The organism is Chitinophaga rhizophila, assembly GCF_019492185.1.
In the GTDB taxonomy this organism is placed as follows: domain Bacteria; phylum Bacteroidota; class Bacteroidia; order Chitinophagales; family Chitinophagaceae; genus Chitinophaga; species Chitinophaga rhizophila.
This window is the reverse complement of the sequence record NZ_JAICCF010000001.1, coordinates 1171133-1192517: the sequence shown is the minus strand read 5'-3', so window position 1 is coordinate 1192517 and position 21385 is coordinate 1171133. Positions and strand designations below refer to the sequence as shown.

Annotated in this window: 16 protein-coding genes; 10 read left to right on the top strand and 6 right to left on the bottom strand. The window is 40.5% G+C overall.

Features of this window, described 5'->3' with window-relative positions; genetic code table 11:
* Window positions 1-135: 135 nt before the first annotated feature.
* On the top strand, window positions 136-456 hold the full coding sequence (locus tag K1Y79_RS04390) for a LytR/AlgR family response regulator transcription factor (RefSeq protein WP_220248780.1): 321 nt from the start codon (window positions 136-138) through the stop codon (window positions 454-456).
* Window positions 457-487: 31 nt separating this feature from the next.
* On the opposite strand, the gene K1Y79_RS04385 is transcribed toward K1Y79_RS04390, so the two are convergent.
* Entirely contained in the window at window positions 488-631 is a 144-nt protein-coding gene (locus K1Y79_RS04385; RefSeq protein WP_220248779.1) for a hypothetical protein, read from the bottom strand.
* A 263-nt stretch (window positions 632-894) separates the two neighbouring features.
* Between K1Y79_RS04385 and K1Y79_RS04380 the strand changes: the two genes are divergently transcribed.
* Together K1Y79_RS04380 and K1Y79_RS04375 are read left to right on the top strand one after the other, a co-directional pair.
* On the top strand, window positions 895-3315 hold the full coding sequence (locus K1Y79_RS04380; protein ID WP_220248778.1) for an ABC transporter permease: 2421 nt from the start codon (window positions 895-897) through the stop codon (window positions 3313-3315).
* Between the two features lie 380 nt (window positions 3316-3695).
* Window positions 3696-4058, top strand: coding sequence for a hypothetical protein (locus K1Y79_RS04375; protein WP_220248777.1), 363 nt, complete (start codon window positions 3696-3698; stop codon window positions 4056-4058).
* Window positions 4059-4230: 172 nt separating this feature from the next.
* Here the strand turns inward: K1Y79_RS04375 and K1Y79_RS04370 are convergent, their stop codons facing one another.
* On the bottom strand, window positions 4231-4581 hold the full coding sequence (locus tag K1Y79_RS04370; protein ID WP_220248776.1) for an EthD domain-containing protein: 351 nt from the start codon (window positions 4579-4581) through the stop codon (window positions 4231-4233).
* A gap of 107 nt (window positions 4582-4688) precedes the next feature.
* On the opposite strand from K1Y79_RS04370, the gene K1Y79_RS04365 reads away from it, so the two are divergent.
* The 4 genes from K1Y79_RS04365 to K1Y79_RS04350 all read left to right on the top strand — a co-directional run bounded on the left by K1Y79_RS04365 (window position 4689) and on the right by K1Y79_RS04350 (window position 11984).
* Window positions 4689-5060, top strand: coding sequence for a winged helix-turn-helix transcriptional regulator (locus tag K1Y79_RS04365; protein WP_220248775.1), 372 nt, complete (start codon window positions 4689-4691; stop codon window positions 5058-5060).
* Between the two features lie 780 nt (window positions 5061-5840).
* The gene (locus tag K1Y79_RS04360; protein ID WP_220248774.1) at window positions 5841-6563 is read left to right on the top strand and encodes a carboxylesterase family protein; all 723 of its coding nucleotides are present in this window, start codon (window positions 5841-5843) and stop codon (window positions 6561-6563) included.
* A gap of 544 nt (window positions 6564-7107) precedes the next feature.
* Window positions 7108-11379, top strand: a complete 4272-nt coding sequence (locus K1Y79_RS04355) for a DUF6443 domain-containing protein (protein WP_236059486.1) — start codon at window positions 7108-7110, stop codon at window positions 11377-11379.
* Between the two features lie 11 nt (window positions 11380-11390).
* On the top strand, window positions 11391-11984 hold the full coding sequence (locus K1Y79_RS04350) for a hypothetical protein (protein ID WP_220248773.1): 594 nt from the start codon (window positions 11391-11393) through the stop codon (window positions 11982-11984).
* Between the two features lie 103 nt (window positions 11985-12087).
* Here the strand turns inward: K1Y79_RS04350 and K1Y79_RS04345 are convergent, their stop codons facing one another.
* The 4 genes from K1Y79_RS04345 to K1Y79_RS04330 form a co-directional block, all read right to left on the bottom strand.
* A complete protein-coding gene (locus K1Y79_RS04345) occupies window positions 12088-13071 on the bottom strand; it encodes an ISAon1 family transposase (protein WP_236059484.1) in 984 nt (327 codons plus the stop codon).
* Window positions 13064-13417 (bottom strand): ISAon1 family transposase N-terminal region protein, encoded by a 354-nt coding sequence (locus K1Y79_RS04340; protein ID WP_236059482.1) that lies wholly within the window; start codon window positions 13415-13417, stop codon window positions 13064-13066. Before K1Y79_RS04340 ends, K1Y79_RS04345 begins: the two co-directional genes overlap by 8 nt.
* A 420-nt stretch (window positions 13418-13837) precedes the next feature.
* Window positions 13838-14617, bottom strand: a complete 780-nt coding sequence (locus K1Y79_RS04335) for a RusA family crossover junction endodeoxyribonuclease (protein WP_220248772.1) — start codon at window positions 14615-14617, stop codon at window positions 13838-13840.
* Window positions 14618-14817: 200 nt separating this feature from the next.
* On the bottom strand, window positions 14818-15813 hold the full coding sequence (locus tag K1Y79_RS04330) for a YaaC family protein (protein ID WP_220248771.1): 996 nt from the start codon (window positions 15811-15813) through the stop codon (window positions 14818-14820).
* Window positions 15814-16072: 259 nt separating this feature from the next.
* Between K1Y79_RS04330 and K1Y79_RS04325 the strand changes: the two genes are divergently transcribed.
* The 3 genes from K1Y79_RS04325 to K1Y79_RS04315 all read left to right on the top strand — a co-directional run bounded on the left by K1Y79_RS04325 (window position 16073) and on the right by K1Y79_RS04315 (window position 21261).
* On the top strand, window positions 16073-16693 hold the full coding sequence (locus tag K1Y79_RS04325) for a hypothetical protein (protein ID WP_220248770.1): 621 nt from the start codon (window positions 16073-16075) through the stop codon (window positions 16691-16693).
* 1123 nt (window positions 16694-17816) lie between these two features.
* Window positions 17817-18731: a HamA C-terminal domain-containing protein gene (locus tag K1Y79_RS04320; RefSeq protein WP_220248769.1), complete on the top strand. Its 915-nt coding sequence runs from the start codon at window positions 17817-17819 to the stop codon at window positions 18729-18731.
* Between the two features lie 4 nt (window positions 18732-18735).
* Window positions 18736-21261: a DEAD/DEAH box helicase gene (locus K1Y79_RS04315; protein ID WP_220248768.1), complete on the top strand. Its 2526-nt coding sequence runs from the start codon at window positions 18736-18738 to the stop codon at window positions 21259-21261.
* Window positions 21262-21385 lie beyond the last annotated feature (124 nt).

Genomic DNA, 21385 nt, shown 5'->3' with positions numbered 1-21385 from the left:
TAAAAGCTAAAATGGCTAAGAAATAATACAGATGTTTATTGCTAAATACTATATTTTAGTAATACACGATCCTGATGAAGAGATATCAGGAATAGCATACCTGTAATCAGAAACCCTTAGCCCGACAACCTTATTATGCCAGTAAATAAGTTCTTGATCCCGCACCGCGACGTTATTCACGTTGTTGATTATTCTTCTATTCTGTTCTTCAAATCAGACAATTGCTACAGTCATATCCATCTGATGAATGGTAATACGTTTGTGCTTATTAAGTCTCTGTCTAAAGTAGAAAGAGAAGTGGAAGATAATGGCTTTATCCGAATCAGTCAGTCATTCCTTGTAAATGTCAGCTGCATTACCGGTATCCATAAAAAGCAGCGTACAGTGACTATCGGCTCTCATATCTTGCCCTTTACAATGCCCGTCCGGGAATTAGTACAATTGCTTGCGAGGTGATAGTGTAAAATGCAGGAGACCATGTTTCCCATTACCATAGTCTCCTGCATTCAGACACCAGGTAATAACTAATACGGTTCATAGCTACTATCGTACATGCGCCATTGTGATACTTTTCAATAAGTTTTCCTGTTACCTTTATCAGCATATTCTCAATAGGTGAATGTCTTCTCATTGGTCATCACCGGTAAAATGCCATAAAAAAACTCGTCGGTTACACTCATTGAATGAATTATTCCGTATTTCGTAAGTAATTTCCCGGTCTGATCGGCAGGCAGGAATAGTAGGAAATATGTCCGGAAGCGGACATTTGTCATCCATATCCGGACAAAATTATCTGGTGTATATCTGCTCAATGCTTGCTGGTACTGGATTTGACGGTTTGGCTGCTTTATTGTAAATGAAAGATCAACCGCTTTCCATCTCAAACATTGCCACATGCTTAAAAACTATTTCAGGATCGCTTTCCGTAATATCTGGAGAAGCAAGGGTTATACCTTTATTAATGTTACCGGTCTTTCCATAGGATTTTGTATATGCATTTTTATATTCCTGATCGTATATCGTCAGCTAACTTATGACGGCTTTCATAAGGATGGCGATCGTATTTTCCAAACTTACCTGTTTGCTAACGAACCGGAAAAGGCAGAGCGTAACACAGGTATGCCATTGCCCCTTGTTCCGGCAGTGAAAGCTGAGTATCCGGAGGTGGAGGCTGCTGCCAGAGTAGTAAGTGGAAAAAATCTGGTAGAATATAAAGGGAAATATTTCGATAAGCTGATCACACTTACAGATCCTGACTTCCTGCAGGTATTTTCATTTCCCTTGCTGAAAGGCAACCGGGCTACAGTGTTGAATGAAATGAGCAGTATGGTTATCAGCCGGGATATGGCCGAGACAGTGTTTGGAGAAGAAGATCCAATTGGGAAACAAATACAGGTAGGCAGTGAAGAAAATAAGAAAACATACCAGGTGACGGGTGTGCTGGAAGATTGTCTGGATAATTCTTCCGTTCAATATGACGCGCTTGCCCGGATAGAGAACCTGGCCGCTTATCCTACAGCGAAAGATAAGTGGGATGCTTACATGCTGACATCTTTCGTAAAGCTGGGCGCTGGCGTAGATGCGTCTGCTTTGGAAACACGTCTGAAACCATTTGCAGTAAAGTATTTTCCAGGAGAACAGGAACGTCTGAAAAAGAAAGGTGCCAGGCGGGATGAACGGGGCGACTTGTTTGCTTTAAGGCTGATTCAGCTGGAGAAAGTGCATTTTGATACCAGCTTATCCGGAGGGAAAGGAGCACCTATAGCACTGGTTTTTGCCTTGTTGGGGATTGCTTTATTTATCCTGTTGATTGCCTGTATCAACTTCATCAACCTAAGTATCGCCAGGTCTTTTACCAGGGCCAAGGAAGTTGGAATCCGCAAATCACTAGGAGCGCTGCGTTCACAGCTTTTTCTACAAATATGGGGCGAGGCAACTGTTATATGCCTGACTGGAGTAATTGCCGGAGCAATACTGGCATACCTGCTGATGCCTTCTTTTAACGGAATGTTCCAGGCCAGGCTGCATCCGGGCGCTCTTCTGCAACCAGGCGTACTGGGTATGATCGGTGCTGTGTTTGTACTGGTTACCTTAATAGCGGGCGGTTATCCTGCTTTGAGAATGGCCAGGTTTAATACAGTAGAGGTATTGAAAGGAAAGGTATCTATGAAACGTCCTGGCGTGCTACGTAATTCCATGATTGTAGGTCAGTTTGCCATGTCAGCATTGCTGATCTGCTGTACCGTGATTGCTGTGCAGCAGGTAAGTTACCTGCGCCAGAGACCAGTCGGATTTAACAAAGAAGAAGTAATCAGTATACCGGTGGGGCGTCATGTGAATGGACGAATGGCACTGGAGCGTATGCGTAATGTATTGTTACGCGATCCGGATGTGTTATCCGTTACCGGCACAGGTGTTAATCTTGGCCAGGGTAAAGATAGGATAAGCAGCAGATCCATCCTTGGGTTTACTTATAAGGACAGGGAAGTGTCCAGCGACTGGCTGTTGATTGATTATGATTATCTGAAAACATTAGATATAAAATTGCTTGCCGGTCGTGAATTTGATCCTGCATATCCCGGCGATTCAGTGCGTCGGGTTATCATCACGGAGAGCATGGCAAGGATGCTGGGGGAGAAGGATCCAGTAGGGAAAGTTTTCCAACCTGAACAGCATGAGCCCGGCTTTGAAATTATCGGACTCATACCGGACTTCAACCTGTATTCTGCGGCTGGTTCGGCAAAGCCTATTACGATGCATATCAGTCATAGCGAACCTATCGCTTACATTTTTGTAAGAGTTGCCCCTGATCATTTAACAGGCGCGATGGATAAATTAGAACGTGTCTGGACAGCAGTAGCCCCTCAGTCACCTTTCCTGGGTTCATTCCTGGATGAGAATGTAGACGCCTGGTACCGGGATGAACAGTCGTTTTCGCAGATCTTCAGTATTGCGTCCGGTATTGCCATCCTGTTATCCTGTATGGGGCTGTTTGCAATTGCGATCATGATCATCGAACAACGGACCAAAGAAATTGGTATCCGTAAGCTATTAGGAGCCAGCGTAATGAATATATTACTGATTATCACGCGGGAGTTTGTGAAGATGGTACTGATTGCCCTGTTCATAGCCATACCTATTGCCTGGTTTGCCATGCAGCAATGGCTGGATAAGTATCCTTACCGTATAGAGATCAACTGGATGGTATTCCTGATAGTGGGTGCGATCACACTGCTGATTGCCTTGCTTACAGTCAGCTTCCAGAGCGTCAGGGCTGCACTGATGAATCCTGTAAAGTCATTGAAGGCAGAGTAAGCCGGATCCCGGTATAAGCATTGTTTATAGATCGGTCTGTTTTTGACTAAGTCTTCATATTATAACCTCACCTGAAGGTCACTAAAAGGGCACTTCAATATCCCCCCGATATTGAGGTGCCCTTTTAGTGACGTATTAACAATACGTTGAAATGACGTTTAAGCCCTTCTCAGGCTAATTTCCCCGAAAGGCATCAATTTGGCCAGCCAGCATTCAGATACTATTAATGCTGTGTCTGCTATGAGTGTACTCGCCCGCTGCTGTTGGCCGGCATCTGGTAAGGGCTATACTAACAAAGTGAGGGGCAGGAGACATTTTCCATAGAGGATCGGTGAATGATTTTGTACCTTTTATCAAGGGCACTCTTCGATAGGGTTATTATGGAATATGGTTCTATAGAAGAAGATGTAAGGGAATATGCAGCACCAGGGGAGATATCTATCCACCTTGTCTATAAAGAAGTCAACTTAGGGCATTTCAAGGAGAATCAGCAGGCGATTATGGAGATGATGAGTGGGGATGAATTATGTGTGGAGGGAATGGAATGTCTGAATAAGCAGGGGGTATTGATGTTAGAGCCGTCGGGTAGATTTATCAAAAACATAAGGAATAATTTCGGCGATTACAGGTTAAAGACAGCCAGTGTGAATTTGATATTATTCTGGAAGGGGCAACATGAGAAGGAAGAAATCTCGATTATCTTACCTGAGTTTTGTTTTGAGCGGAGGGAGGATACTTGCTGATCCCGTTGAAACATTTCATGTGTATTATGAAAGCGGATGTTAGCCGCGGGTGAAAGGGGGAAGGTATAAGATAATGATATTATAGCGAAGGTGTTATTTGCCAGGTATTCAACTAAACAGGAACTGTATCGCGTTTAGGATACAGTTCGCTGTGTTTCATCAATTTCTCAAATTATGACATGCGCGTATCAGTTACGACTTTTTCATCGCTGACTATACTTATCACTTCATCAAGCTTAAAGAAATTGCTTTCGTCAGGATGAACTTTTAGTTGATAGTTTTCACTTTTAAAAAAGGCGGTATAGTCCTCCATAGAGGCGAAGTAAATATCTGTTATTGCATCGTATGGGGGTGCTGGGAAGTTGGGTATGGAGACAGGGTGAGAGACCACATATTTTTTGACATACCTTTGATGTTCAGGGATAGAGGTAAATAGTGGTGCATGATGCTGACGGTGATAGTCTACAAATTGTTCATGACTCATTCCATCGATCCGGCGAATTAAAAATGTGAATTTCAACATATGCTTTGTTTTGTATGCAAAGCTATTTTACACGTGTTCACCAGTCAACACCGGATAAATTTGTGCGGGTATTTTCAGTGATGCCTGTTTTAATTATTTTTTGCGCCATGTACAGAAAAAAGATATCGATACAAACGAATTGCGGCTTACATTTTTTTAAAGAGTTATTGAATGGTAAGTGGAAGCTGATGCTGATATATTACATTTCTCAGGGCTTTCAACGGCCGGGAGAGTTGCAGAAGAAGATTCATAATGGCGACCGCCGGGTTTTAGATAAGCAGCTGGCGGAATTGGTGCAGCATGGCTTTTTGGAGAAGCGGGTATATAATACGAAAGTACCGAAGGTGGAGTATATGTTGACGCCGTTAGGAAATGATCTGGTACCGCTTATTATTGTCATGGAGAAGTGGGGAGAAGCGCACAGGGAGGAGCTGGAACAGGGGTTGAAGAATGATCCGAAGTTTGTGAATGTGTTTTAATGTTAGTGTCAACGCCATTGGGTTGAGCAGCAGCGGTAACAGCTCCATTACAGGCTGGTTGTTCTGGATTGAAGAGTGTTTGTCATAGCGGTTGTGTGACCGTTGTTACAAATGTTCGAGTTTGTCAGTTGTCTTATTAGGTAGGTATATGGTTGATTCACGTTCTGCTTTCATTATTTCTACTAGTAGAAAACGGGCTGTTTATTTTTCGTGAACATATCCGGTTATAGGTAAAGAGATGGTTTGAGGTTTAAATATGTTGTACGTAGTTGTGGGTTGGCTATTGCTAATTCGGATAAGGGCTTGTTTGGCGGATGGAGTGTTACTTGATAGAACTTGTTAGCTGGTTTTATTTAAAAACTTATTTCTACTTGCGAGAAAATTGTCCGCTGATTAGTCATTTTTTCCTGACCCATATCCGTTTGTAAATTGCTGGTATTGGGTAGGTATGGGACGACGGAATAGTTCACAAGCAGTAACTGAATTGGTATATAAAAATTTGCTTAGTAGTATATTTATAAGATAGAAATTTTATAAATATGATTTGACGCGGTGGTAGATTTCTGCCGGAATATTTTTGGATGTCACCTTAAAAATCGCTAACTTTAGATTCGCAAAAGATATCCTTAGACCTATAGCTTTTTGTTGTTAGCTCAGTTAGTTTAGCCCTTATTTCATTAGTTAGTTTATATCTTTTTACGCTTGTCAATGATTGTAATCTTGCGTTTCATTTAACGTCAGATTTGTAGTCAATTTTATAACCCCAAAACAGAATATTACATGTCAAATTTTACCCGCTTGGTTGGGTTATGCCTGGCCACATTCTTTATCATTATAAGCTTATCAGGTGATCTCAATGGTCAGATAGTGGCCAAGAGGGTTGCTGCCATTACGGGGCATCTGGTACCTTTTCTTCAGTACAAGCCTTCCCGCCATGACGTATCAAGTCCTTCGAGGAAATATCCGCTGATTATCTTCCTTCACGGGGGAGGAGAGCGCAGTAACAAGATCTCGTTAACACCTGTTTTCCCTGATTCGGGATATGCACCTGTGTGGCAGTTAAGGGCTTACGGTCCGCTGCGTGAACTTGGTTGGCATCAATTGAATTTTCCATGGAATAACAGAACTGATGCGTTTATTGTTTTATGTCCGTTGTCAAGGGCAGGAACTGATACATGGCCTACTGAGTATATTGACGCGATGATTAATTATGGCAGAGACTCACTGAAAGCGGATACCAACAGGATCTATCTTACGGGTCATAGTTACGGTGGAGCAGGGGTGTTTAATTATTTGAACAGTTCCAGTGCCAATGTCAGGAAGTTGGCAGCTGTGGTACCTATGGCTGCCTGGAATACAGCATTACGCAATACAGGGGCTAACTATGTGTCTGCCGCTAAGCTTCCCCTATGGGCATTTCATGCGATGAATGATGCCGTTACCAAACGTGATACTACTATTTATTCTATCAACAGGCTTAATGCCGTCAATCCACAAGCATAGCCGCTGTTGACCTGTTGGGATACCGGCGTGGTTCAGACACATCCGCATCATGATGCCGCTGATTATGTCTTTAGCCTTCACGAGCATCCATTCCTTGAAAATGGTGTGCTGAATATCTAGGAGTGGTTACTGGGAGGAGATCCGCTCGGCGACCGGAGGAGCCCTGGACGGCCTTAAAAAGCAATAGGTCGGAGATATCTCCGACCTATTCGCTGTAGTGCCCAGTAGCGGAGCTCTTTCGAACCAAATGATTTTGATAATTAGTAAGTTAATGTACATTCTGCTGTGTGAGGGCTAGTACTAAGAGTCCAATTGCGAATTTTATATTACGCTTTGGAGAGGTAAATCGGTTTTGTATATTTGTGGAGCTTTTATTAACAGTGCCATAGTGTTTGTTTCAATATACCTGTTATAGTAGAATAGCTAAGTAAAACTGTCTGCAAGTATTAGCCGCCAATTATAAAGTAAGTAAGTCCCTCTATGAAATTTAGTGTACTGCGTGGAATTATCTTAGTTGCAATCCTATTGTTATCCTCTGTCCTTTTTGCACAAAAGCCAGGAGGAGTACGTAGCACCGCTACTCCAGTTCCGCTACCATCATCTTATACCAATACATATTAACTATGTCAGGACCTGGGAACCGGATATGCCGTTGAGTGATACTGGAGCGGTGACATCGACTACCAGAAAGGTTAGAGAGGTAAAGCAAACGACCCAGTACCTGGATGCTTTAGGCAGACCTATACAAACAGTGGCTAAAGGAATTACCGCCAATGGTAAGGACCTGGTACAAACCGAGGTATATGATGAATTTGGGCGACGGCAGTATCAATACTTGCCCTATGCAGATCAGTCGTCTGCCGATGGAAGGTTTAAAACTGATCCATTCACGACACAAAGTAATTTCTATAAGAACGGTGTGCTGAACCCGGGAGTCATCGGAGAAAGTATCTTTTACAGTAAAACTGACTTCGAGACCTCGCCTTTAAACCGGGTTTTAAAAACATACGCGCCAGGGAATAGCTGGTCAGGCAAGCCGGTTGAGACCCGTTACCTGGTGAATGTGGCAACTGATTCTGTAAGATTATGGAATGTAGGGTCCGGATTACCTACTAGTACCGGGTATTATAGTGCAGGTCAGTTATACAAGACCGTAAGTATTGATGAACAACAGAACCAGGTAGTCGAGTATAAAGACAAGGATGGGCATGTTGTCTTAAAAAAGGTTCAGATAGCAGATGCTCCAGCTGCCGGAGCGTATGGCTGGTTATGTACCTATTATGTCTATGATGACCTGGGCAATCTGCGATACGTTATTCCTCCCCAAGGTGTTGAGTCGATCAAAAGTAACTGGGCCATTACCACAGCAGTAGATACTGGTTTATGTTATCAGTATCAATATGATGGACGCCAACGAATGATTATGAAGCGGATATCGGGTTCTGGTCGTGTTTTTATGGTTTATGATAACCGTGACCGGTTAGTATTTATCCAGGATTCAGTTCAACGTTCAAAGTCACCCATGGAGTGGCTGGTGAACTTTTATGATGAATTGAATCGCCCCACTATGACGGGCATATATAAGCAAACTATTTCGGCAGACTCTTTACAGAAACGAATGAATGCAGTCGCTGGTTCAAAGTCGGTGGCCTATACAGCTCCCGGGAAGGAGGATTTATATGTTTATGCGCATGAGGGCAATGACTTATATACAGCTACGAAGAGCATATCACTGCTGGATGGCTTTGATAGTGGCACAGGCACAGAGCTAGTGGCGGAGATTAATCCGTCAGCCGGGGAGACTATTTCGATTACAGCCAGTAATCCGTTGCCAGATATCCCAGCATCATCGCTAATGCCGTTGACCTACACGTTTTATGATAACTATGATTATGCAGGTAAGCTTGCATTTGTAGGCGGTGATACTACTAAACTACAGGCAGCAGATACGCTTTATCCAGATAGAAGGCCAGTTACAGGTATGACAACCGGCCTGGTAACAGGCACAAAGGTAAGGGTGTTAGGAACGGATAAATGGCTTACAACTACTACTTATTACAATGATAAAGGACGTGCTGTGCAAGTAGTAGCTGAGAACAATCTCGGAGGAAAAGATGTCATGTCAAAGTTGTACAGTTACAAGGGCCTTGTTTTAGCAACTTACCTGCGTCATCAGAATCCCAAAAGTACAATACCTCAGACTACGCTAAGGACAAGTATGACATATGATCATGGTGGGCGGTTATTAACGGTTAAGAAGCGTTTAAATGATGATGTCACCCAGGAACGGACAGTAGCAGCTAACAGCTATAATGAGCTAGGTCAGCTGCGTCTTAAACGCTTGGGAGTAACCACCTCTGGGGCAATGTTGGATACATTAAACTATACTTATAATATCCGTGGTTGGTTGCAGGGCATCAATAAGAACTTTGTCAATAGTGGTAACGTGACCACTAACTGGTTTGGTCAGGAACTGAGTTATGATTATGGCTTTACGGCTGCTCAGCTCAATGGTAATATAGCAGGTGTAAAGTGGAAGACACGTGCAGACAGCGCTTTTGCATACGGTTATAATTACGACAGGGCGAATCGGTTGACGGGCGCTTATTTTACCCAACGGAACGGAGCCAGCTGGGCACAGGGAGTAAAGGACTTTTCTGTAAGTAACCTTAGTTATGATGCCAATGGCAACATCAAAACAATGTTACAGAAAGGGATGATCGGTACAGCGAGTAAGACAATCGATAGTTTGATTTATACTTATCCGTCAAACAGCAACAGATTATTGGGTGTTCGGGATATCGACTCATCTATTACGAAGTCAGCGCAGCTTGGCGATTTTATAGATGGTAACACTTCCGTGAAAGATTATGCTTATGATGCCAATGGTAATATGATTACAGATTTGAATAAGCGTATATCATCAATTACTTATAATGATCTGAATTTACCTTCAGTAATTACGATAGTGGGAAAAGGTACGATTACCTATTTATATGATGCTATGGGTAATAAGTTGTGTAAGACTGTCGTGGATAATAGCGGAAGTATGGCAAAGACAACAGTGACAGATTACGATGGGGTATTCGTTTATAAGCAGGACAGCCTCGAATTAATTGGTCATGAAGAGGGGCGTATAAGGCCAGTATACAAAACAGGTGATCCTGTAGTATACGTATACGATTATTTTGAGAAGGACCATTTGGGTAATGTGCGAACTGTGTTGACAGATCAGACTGACTTTACCATGTATGCAGCGACAATGGAAACCGGTGCTGCGGCAACGGAGTCCGCCTTGTTCAGCAATATCGAGGAGACGCGGGTGGAAAAGCCATCAGGTTATCCCTTGGATGAAGCTACTCCGGAGAATAAATCAGTAGCCAGGTTAAACGGTAAAACTGAGGGAAAGAAGATAGGTCCTTCACTTGTGTTAAGGGTAATGGCAGGTGATACTGTGCAGATCAGTGCACGTGCTTTTTATAAGTCTAACGGACCAAAGGATAATGGTCGGGGGGCACCAGTAGAAGATATGGTAGCGGGTTTAATACAGGCTTTTGGAGGCGGTGCTAAAGAGAAAGGAGTACATGATGGAGCGCTTTCTAACAATACACTATTTAATGCCGATTTTTATGGGAATACTTATCAGCGTTTAAAGGAAAACGAAGGGAATAATGGACAGTCAGATCGTCCGAAAGCATACTTGAATTTTGTAATGTTCGATGATGATTTTAAATTAGTAGAGGAGAATAGTGGGGTAAGGCAGGTGAAATCTAGTCCGGATGAGTTACAACAACTGGGAGTGGAAAGAATGCCGGTAGCGAAGAGTGGTTATTTGTATGTGTATACGAGTAACGAGAGTCAACAAGATGTGTATTTTGATAATGTGGTGATGGGTTTGAGTAGTGGACCGTTGCTGGAGGAAACGCATTATTATCCGTATGGGTTGACGATGGTGGGGATATCAACGAATGCTTTGAAAGGTATGAATTATGCGGGGAACCGGATTAAGTATAATGGGAAGGAGTTGCAGGGTGGAGAATTCGGTAATGGAGATGGATTGGAGTGGTATGATTATGGTGCCAGGATGTATGACTCGCAGATAGGTAGGTGGAATGTCTTGGATCCACTTGCCGAGAAAATGAGAAGACATTCGCCTTATAATTATGCGTTTGATAATCCGGTGAGATTTACTGATTCTGATGGGATGGCACCGTCTGATATAATTTTAAAAGGAGATCCTAAGTTTGTAGATTTGACATTTCGGGATTTGCAGCAACTAACAAGTGATAAATTGATATTGTTGCCTTCAGGGAAGGTAGAGATCTATAATATGTCGAATTCCTTGACCGCCTTAGCGATGGGCACGCCTGAAAGAGGCAATTCAGTCGTTGCCAGTGGAAATAAGACTGAAGGAACAAATCTCCTAAAAGAAGCAATTAACTCGGAAAAAATAGTATCTATTACCGAAGCCATATATGGAAACAAAACAACCCCAGACAATGAAGGTGATGCTTATCTCAAATCAGATGGTACAAAAAGTAATGGCAGTAACACAACTGTATACTATAGTCCATGGGAGAAAGAAGGTGGAGTTGATGTAAACGGTAGTACAACGAGACCGCCATTCATCGGCTTAGGCCATGAGCTGAAACATGCATTAAATATGATAAAGGGAAGAGCAGACGATAGATCGTCTGGAAAAAAGGACAAAGAAATCACCAATACGTCCAAAATACTTTCCGTTGAAGAAGTTAATGTACGAATATTCGAAAACAAGCTTCGCAATGAACAAAAAGTACCAGCGAGAATTTTATAAAACATTTTATTGTGAATAAACTTAATCGAATTTATTTTATACCATACATTTTATTTGCTGTATTTATTGTATCCTGTATTGATAGTCAGCCACCACTATGCAATTTGAATAAACAATTAATAAATTGGAGTGCTGTTACTAAAAGTGCACTGGATTTTAGTGAGTATGGAGTTGACTCGCTTGATAGAACATCTTTTGTAGGTTTTGTAGCACCTTATTTTAAAGATATCTGTTTTGATCCTCGTCATCCAATCATTATCATCGAAGCATATTTTGAGGGCGAGGTCTCGACTCATCAATCATTTGTTTTATGGAACAATGGTGATGATAGTTGTCTTGCTTTTGGAGCGCGACGTGGGGTATGGGAAGTAGGTAATCGGTTTAGAGTAGAAAATGACTTAATAGAGAAATGCCTCTATTGGGTTGATGAAGCAGCGACTTCAGAGAAATATGGAATAACAACCTCTAGATATTTACTCATCACCGTTATTGAACAGAATGGCATTAAATTACGTGGTCTTGAAGGTGGATTTTCAGGACATAAATATCTAATATTAAGAGAACTTGAACAGCGAGGATGGAAGAATGCAATTAAGAAATATTAGCATTATTGTTATCTATTGTGGCCCTTTATAACTGGATGATGGATCTACAGCAGAAGAATTTAAAAAGATAAAGGGATCAAGTTGAAAACTTGGGGGATGGTTATTAAGCATATAGTTTAACGAGCGTAAAAAGGAAGAAGTTTACGTCCCTGACTCCTCTCATAGCGTTTCTAAATGATTTTACCTTCGCATTAAATGATTCTGCTGCTGCATTGGTGGCCCGGTTGTTAAAGAAGTTCAGGATACCCAGGTAATGATTTTGCACAGTCCTGGACAGGGTTTTGAACGATTGTATTCCGGAAGTGTCTACATCATTGTACCATAGTGCGAGTCTTTTAAAGGCTTGTTCTTTGCTAGTGCATATTCTGAACACATCTCCTAAGCCCAACGATAGTTGATAGGCTTTTTGGATAACAGGATATCTGGTAAATAATAGTTCCGCCCGTTGCTGCTGCTCTCTAGTCCATAATCGTGGCTGTTTGAACAATAAGTATCTGCTACGAGCCAGGAGCTGCTTGATAGTATCCCCATTATGCAATACTTCTGGCTGATAGGCAATCTTCTGCTTTCTAGCCTGTTCATAGGCATTAGTTTCTTCCTCAAGGGCTTCCCATCTATATTTTATACGGGTTTCCTGTACTGCATCAAAGGCTAGTTGTTGAACATGAAAACGGTCAATTACACGGTCAGCATTAGGAAAGCACCGCTTAATAGCCAGGTTGAGGCTTGCAGACATATCGATTGTTACTTCCAATACCTTCCTGCGAAGCCGTTTGGGTATCTTGTTCAAAATATTGATCAGATAGTCTGCCTGTGTTCCTTTGATCATTGCTACAATAGAGCCCCTGCGCCCTTTCGCAGCCTTATTTGTAACTATCGTATACAGTTCTCCACTGGAAAATGCTGTTTCATCAATGCTTAGATAGGGGCCAATATTTTGCTCAAAAACCATCCAGTGTTCAGCATGATCCTTCTGCTCCCATTGGTGATAGTCGCTTAAATGATTCTTGTATTGTTGTTGTAATTGTTTACCATCTACCTGAAAAAAGTGGCCTAATTGTACTGGACTGATGGGATAATTATCCAAATATCCCTTTTAAAAAAAGCCCGAACTCTGTTGTCATTCGTGCTCCTGCTCTTACAAGCGTCCAGTCTCTGGTTACTATTTCTCCGGTCGATTGCACCTCCCAGCGTCTGCGTTTGATGCATAGGGCAACCTTATGTCCCCTAATAGGAAAGTCCTGTACTTGTACTTCTGGTAGAAAACCTTTGGAGTGAAGTAATTGATCTTTGTATTCCTCTGGAACAATATTTTTCTCTTCCAGGAAGATATTAATTCCTTTAGAATCCTTTGTGGTATTGGTTAACTCGAAGTATTCCAAAATGCCTGCAGGAAGCATTAATTCTATTAACTGGCGGTAATTCTGATCCAAAATGTCGATTTATACAGCAAAACAACAGCTTTTGATCTAATCCCCCAAGTTTTCAACTTGATCCGTAGAAAGGGTTAAAACCTATGAAAAATTGACAAGCATAAAATAAAAATGGCCCTGTAAATCAATTGATTACAGAGCCATTAAGTGCCCAGTAGCGGAGCGTATTCGAACCAAATGTGGTTGATTGTTGGTAAGTTGAATGATTTGAATTGTAAGTAAAGGTTAAATAGCCCTTGTAAGACCGAAGGTCTATCACAGCTATCGATTAGCGAAACCGTAAACATAGGAACCGTGTGCCGGAAAGCGGCTCGCATGGATCTGTGGGGGAGCGGGGAGGTAACGAACCGCTCTGCCCGGAACCAATTTCTATTGATTATTATATCGTTAGCAAAGAAAAATATCTTATAAACTTATCTTTCAACTTAAATTTAGCTTGCCTTTCTTGATCTTTTTAATAAAACTTGATAACGTCAAACCAGTATTAAAGCAAAGTTTATTCAATTCATCTGTTTTAAGAATTTGATTGGTATCAAATCCATTTAACCTCGTTTTATGAAAAACATATGAGTTGACAACTAAATATTGATCTGCATTTACATTCATATTTTTAAACCTAGAAGCAATCCTTCGTAGCCGTTTGAATCCTGATAAGTATAGCTTTGCATTTATTAACTCATCAATCTTTGTAGGATCAAAATTGATTGGTAAGCACATGGGGCCGTCAAATTGAATAAAATGTAAGTTTGATTTTAATTGTGTTTCACTATTTGTAAATCTAATTTCGATTCCAAGAATATGTTTTTGTACTGACTGATTTTTAGTCAGCCAAAGCGTTTCAAGATTTTTAATCTGGCAATCATCTATGATAATGCCATTCGCTCCTGTAAGCGCATCCTGTATAGGCTTCGATATATTGTCCATATCTCCGATTTTGGAAGTTTCCTGCCTTGCGACTCCATCCAAGTACCACGCAAATTGAACTAAAATAGCTCCTGTAATTATCCATTTAAATTTCAATAGCTCCTTTTGTATTTCATTTTTAGTTTCATCTATTGTCGATTTTCTGGATTGTATGCTTGCTACGGTTTCTATTTCTAATCTCAATTGAATTTTACTTTCTTCAATGTCAGACAGAAATGCAACCTCATAACTACAATTTTCCATTGTTGTTTGTATATACATAGAGATTTCTTTCATTGAAAATATACGATAAATCTGGTTTGTTATGTATATTGAGGTTGTTGTTCAATTTATTGTTGGTTACCCTTGAAAGAACAGCAAGGGGAGTTAGGTGATTTCTAGTTGTCAAGCTGAGTCCCAATAATAGTGGTAGCTAGTATTAATTTGATAATGTACTGAAATAACAAGATCGGTCTTATTCTTACTAAGTTAAAGTACTACGGAGTTACCCAGAAGTCATCCACATTCAAATGGTCCAATACTAACTGAGGATATAGCTCTTGGATTAGCCGTAAAGTTTTCAGTACCAGAGGATAAATTGCATCGCCTTTTTCGGAACGACTAAGCGAAATCCATGTTGATGGAAAATATCTTGCCATCATTCCAAATGCATAAGCAACCATGTAAAACGATGAGATCGTATTGAAGTGAATGTCTTTGTTTGCTGGTTGAACAATTACCATCTCTCTAATATTGTTATATTCCTCCCATTTTTGTACAACGCTTGGAAATGAATCATTGGCTGTTAGTATTGTGAAGCCGTGTCCCTTGTTTGGTCTAATTTCGACAGATGCGCTTTGTGGCACTAATAGTTCTAATTCTTCTTGGGAGATTGGTGAGTTAGAGACAATTTTTTGTTGGTCTCCAATAGTCTCAAAATGATCAATTTGATAATAGATTAGTTTCTTTTCTGTCCACCCTTCAAATTCTTTCCCTATATCTGGAAATGTACGTAATAGATCTCCTAATTTTAGTTTTACACCTGAACTTGGCAGTTTATACTGTATTGCCATGTTTTTCCGCAAACTTCGAGATTTTAAATAACTAGTATTATCAGTTGAGTCGAGTAATTCTTTTAAAGTACCTTCAGTAGTAGTAATCTCAAGATCGTAAAAATTCATATCCTTAAAAGCATATGACCAGTTCTTTATCTCTAGGCCATGAGATGGTTTGAGACTCGCTTCAGATAGAAGTACATTGTTAGCGAGGATAAGGCCGCGGCTATATGCTAATACGCCATAATAAAGCAGAAGAGGTTTTACAGTTAAATCAGCCTTTTCAGCACTGTTGAAATATTCGCGTCCTTGAATAAAAGAAGAAGTTATTTCTCGGACAGATCTAGCGGAAGCGTTTCGGTTATGCCTTTTTTTAATGAATTTAGTGACTAAGTCTCTAGTCTGAAAATCTATTAGTCTGTCAGAAGCGGAACTCATAATTAGTATTATTTGATATTTCTTATAACGGAATGGATTTGCTACAGGAATATACGCAGACGAAAAATACAAACTAGTTGGTATTGTTATTTAATAATATTTTCAGCACCTTCATCTTAAAGGAGTGTTTTTATCTGCAGATTTGCACAGAATCATTTCCTATAAAATTAAAGAATAACCAAAATCGCTATTTCCAATTTTTGCTGCGACCTGAAGTAGATTAACAGTAATGTTTATTTAAATAAATTTAAATATTTCCATGCAGACTATCAGTAATATATGGGCTTTTGTCAAAAGACGTCCCAAAGACTTCGCTTTCTTGATAATACTATTATTTTTCCTGTGTACTACAATAATTTTTGGTTTACGTCTAAATGGCCAAAAAGTAACACTACCTTTTATTGATCAATACGTAAGAGTTGTACCTGAAGGTACGCCTAATACGGTTACAGCTACGCAATTAAATAAATATTCACAAATAGTAGGGAGCTACAAATATAGATGTAAATCAATTCCGAAAAATCACGGTGGCCTATGTCGTATAGAAATTATATCGACAGATAATGGGTTGCAATGGAAACTAACTGGTGAGAGACGATGGGAGGAGATTAAAGATTCCTCAGGAAAAGTTATTCTTTTAGACAAGCTTGATATCCCTTTTCAATGGGAAACTACCTGGGGAGATTTTATTTCAGATAATAAAATTGCCTACAGATATGAAATAACTAAAACTGATCGTCATATTAAGGGTTACGCTGAGGGCTCAGTAGTGAATGCCAATTATATTACCGGCAATTATTGGCAGTTACCACCGGATGATCCGTTGTATGGTTTTTTTGAATTTAAGAGACAGATCGATAATACAGATGTTGAATGGTAAACGTACATATTTACTATAATTTTAAAAACTTCATATGTCACCAGTATCTATAACTTATCAGAAATGTGAAATTTATATAAATAGGAAATCCTCTACTAGAGCGGATTGTCCATTTATTATGCCCAGCAGTGGAATAAACTCGAACTCAACAACAAGGATAATAAGTAAGCTGCGATTAACAGAAGCTTTTAGTTTAATTTCGCAGCATAATTAGCCCCAACATTTCTACCGATATAGCTATTTAAACCTTTTCCGGAATTTCATTTGTTCGACATGTGAAAGTCTTGGCTTGCTACAATCGTAAAGATATACAGCACCGGTTTTGAATTTAACTTTTATCGAGGTGCTTGCTATTTCATGCGCAGATACCCCTGAATCTCCTCCAAAATTTTGATACGGTGTCATAATGGATTTGATGCTTGTTAGATGGAGAGAGTTGAAACATCCAACTCATTATTACCAACATATTAAGTTGCAGTTACTGTCGAAAAGTAATCTTTGATAATGATGTTTTCTGATACTGGGTATAGAATTATATAAAAACCCCAAACGCCAGAGATTATATCGCTGGCGTTAGCCAAATGCCCGGTAGTGGAACGTCTACGAATTATATTATTCAGATTGTCAATAAGTTATATTGTTAGGAGGCTGCTATTGAATAATGAAGTTTGTTTTTAGAATATCTAAAGTTATTTATTGGTCAACCGAAGGGGATTTTTCCTGTTTTCGTGTAGTAGACTACTTAAATTTGCTATGATGCTTTAGCTTTGGAATGCAGAATAGATAGACCACAACTACAATCTATAACCTAATATAAGTTTATATTACAAATTACATAGAGGCTGAGATAGCTAAATTGTTTGTGTGAGCAAGTCGGTAAGTAATAAAGGTCGCTGATGGATAACACTGCAGGGAAATTGTAAATTTTCTGCAATACGTAGCTCATATTATATTGTAAATATTATTAATTCACGGCACTTGATTATAAATTTTTTATAATATTTATACTTGAATTAGTATTTTTATAAAAAATCATATCTTTTATCTGCCGATGCTGTTTGTAGTGTTCATTTAGAATGCCTGTCGCGTGTGAATTCTTTAATTGTACCCAATAGCTGCATAGATGTCAAATATCAACCAGATGCCTGTGGATGTTGCCGCTTTGCGGTCTCATACCCAATCGTTTATGAATTTCGTGCACTTCGTAAAGCACGACTTTGCCTTTCAACCAACAAAGGGGCATCACCTAACTTGTGTTAATTTTTCGGACATTCGGGAGCGGACGGATGATTTTATTAGTTCCTTAATAGTAACGACCTGTAATTGGGTATTTAGCCGTGCGAACCAGGACCGCATATTGGCGGAACGTAATATACAATACCAGAACCCTGCGATGGCCGGTGCATCTCTGATGCAAGATGTAGCAAAAAAATTTCGTAGGGGTGAACCTCAGGGGCAGTTTGGGGAATTGTTACTGTTCAACTTCTTGCAACATTTTTTTGGTGCGGTGCCTTTGCTGAGAAAAATGTCTTTGACCACCAATCCTGCGTTGGAACGCAATGGTGCCGACGCTATTCACTATATGCATGAAAATGGTGCTAATAAACTGTACCTGGGTGAATCCAAATGTTATGAGTCGAAATATAAATTTCGAGATGCGTTTAAAGCCTCTTTAGATAGCATCAAGACGACATTCGACTCTATTGATCGTGAACTAGATTTGTACCTGCCAGATGAATTTGTAGATCCACAATTATTAGGGATTGCCAAGGCATATAAGGCAAATACCTTACAGAATATTCATTTCGAGCTGGTTTGCATCATTGTTTATCAAGAACATAAAAATTTCACATTCCAGTCTGAAAACCAAATAAAAAGTGATATATTAAAAATCGTAACCTCACGTTGCGGTGGTATTCAGTCTGCAGACTTTGCTTCTGTAACGCATTTATTGCCCCGGCTTAACTACATTGTTTTCCCCTCTTGGGCTTTATCTGAGCTGCTAGATAAGTTTTCAAAAATGTTAGGCACAACCTAAATCTATGGAACAAAACGAAATTATAAAAGAACTGCTTTCTATTGAACATCGAAATGTCGCTATCCAATTAAAGCTTGTTGACCAGGCACCATTAATGATTTCGGATACACTATTATACAAAACTGTGTCCCTTTTAAACGAGCTGTCTCTCAGCAAGGATAGGCAATGGAACACAACTATAGTAACGTTGTCGGCAATACTTTGGTCGTACAGGCAGCCGCACTGGTCAGGAGTTAGGGAGTTTCTCATGGTACTTTTTTCCAGAATAGGATTCGCTCCTACAACAGCCATGTTTGATGGAGACTTTGATCTGTCAAGTAGCCGCTATTCTGGATTGAGTAGCTTTTTTAACCAACTGTCGGTAGTAGCCAACCAAGCCAAGAACACAGTGGTGGTGGACAACGATAGTTATATTTTGACCGATTTTCAATTTAGCGTGTGGGAAAAGATGGAGAGCAGCCGCGTGGTGGGTATTTCAGCTCCAACATCGGCCGGAAAGTCATTTGTGATTGCGTTGAAAGCAGTTGAACTGTTAAAGCGAAAAAATGGTGATCTGGTCTATGTGGTTCCGACCCTGAGCCTGGTCAGTCAGGTTTCCCTAGATTTTCGCAAATTATTAAGGCGACATCAAATGTCTGGTTACGATATCTTAAATACATATTCCGGACGTGTCAATAATAAAAATGCCATCTATATCCTTACTCAAGAAAAGGCCATCGCAGCTTTTTCTCATGCCGAAAGTCCCTTCGAGAATCTAAGAATTATTGTTGTGGATGAGATTCAGAATGTGGAGCGGGTAGCCAGCGAGGATGATCAACGATCCAAAACATTATACGATATGATCATTGAGTTTAAGCAGAATGCAACTGCGGATCACATTGTTTTTGCTGGGCCACGCATCAACAACATCGGAAAATTAGGCTCGGATCTGATTGGTTTTAAATGTAATCAGGAGGAGGTTAACAATTCTCCGGTAGGCAACATTACATATTCACTACTTAAGAAGCAAAAAAAGATATTTTTTAAGCAATATACCGTTATCCAAAAGGAGCCAGCCAGTATTGAGATCAGTGCGTCAGTAACTGTTCCCAAAACAGGTGCCATATATGACGAGGATTTCCATCGGGCGTTATTATTGTTCGTTCAGAGCCTTGGCGATGGTGCTAAGAATATTATATTCTCACCTACTCCTGACCAAGCCGAGAAAACGGCAGAGTATCTGTACGAAAACAATGAAGGAGTGGGAACTGAGATTGAGTTGGGCACTTTATCCAAATATTTACAAGATACCGTTCATAAGGCATATGACCTGACAAGGCTGGTGCAGAACCGAGTGGTATATCATCATGGAAGACTGCCGCATCATGTCAGAAGAGTTATCGAACGAGCAATCAATGATAAACTCATTGATAATGTGGTATGCACCACTACGTTGATGCAGGGGGTTAATCTGCCGGCTCAAAACGTTATTGTCCGTAATCCTAATCTATTTATTAAGAAAAAGCCTGATTATTCTCCGATGCTTTCGCATTATGAGATGGCTAACCTAAGAGGACGGGCTGGACGCTTGATGAAGGACTTTATAGGACGTACCTTCGTTTTGAATGAAGAAAGCTTTGCTGAGGAAAATACTGGGGGGGCTCTTTTTGCTGATGCCTCGAAAGAGATACAGTCTGGATATGGAGCTGTCTATCAAACGTACCAGAACGATATCATGTCTGACCTAGCGCAAGTTCGACCGGTTGAGTATGGTAACAAAGAATATGGTTTTCTGCTTACTTATCTCCGGCAAATGGCAATACGCTATCCGGAATCCTTTGTAGCTCGTCTGAAGGATGTGAATATTGAAATTTCACCAGAGGAGGTTGATATTTTGAAAGGTGGCCTAGCTGCGCTTTCTGTTCCTGCAGCTGTGTGTATCAAAAATAGATATTGGGATCCAATAGTCTTGGATCAGCTTTACAAACAGCGTACAAGGTTCTCGCTACCTACTGCAGCCAATGAAGGAGGAATAGCCTATTCACTTGTACGTGCGGTAGACAGAATGAGAGAATTGGCGCCGGAGTATGCCTCACGATATTTCGATGTTCAGAATGCTCGCGGAAGGGGGCCGCAACTCTTGACCCAGGCTAGTATTTTAGCGGAAAGTTGGTTGAAAGAGAAATCATTGGCTCGAATACTTAATACAGACTACTATAATCAAGATCCTTCGCGGATATCGGACGCTATTGAGCGTCTGCAGGGAAAAATTTCTTACGGATTACCGATGTTGCTACAGCCGATTTATGATATCAAGCATCCAGATAGCTCTTTTTTACGTTTTCTGGAGACAGGTGCTTTTCGCCCGGTGACAAGAAAACTGATAGAACGCAGCATACCGCGTGAGACAGCGATTTTTCTGGCTACCAATTATTTTTCCTCGGTGTCATCTTCTGAACTTGACATTGAATCGGATATACTCCCTGTGCTTAGGAATGTGGCTCCTAAATTGGATTACTGGATACGCGTGCAATTGGAAGTAGTCTTGTAATCAAGCCTGCTATTACACGATTGATTGGCGTCTTGCTTCAGCACTTAAACTATGTATCAAGTTGTTCATTCTATTCTATCCCAAGGCTGGATGATGATTGCGGTGAGCTGCGCAGTCTTAATAA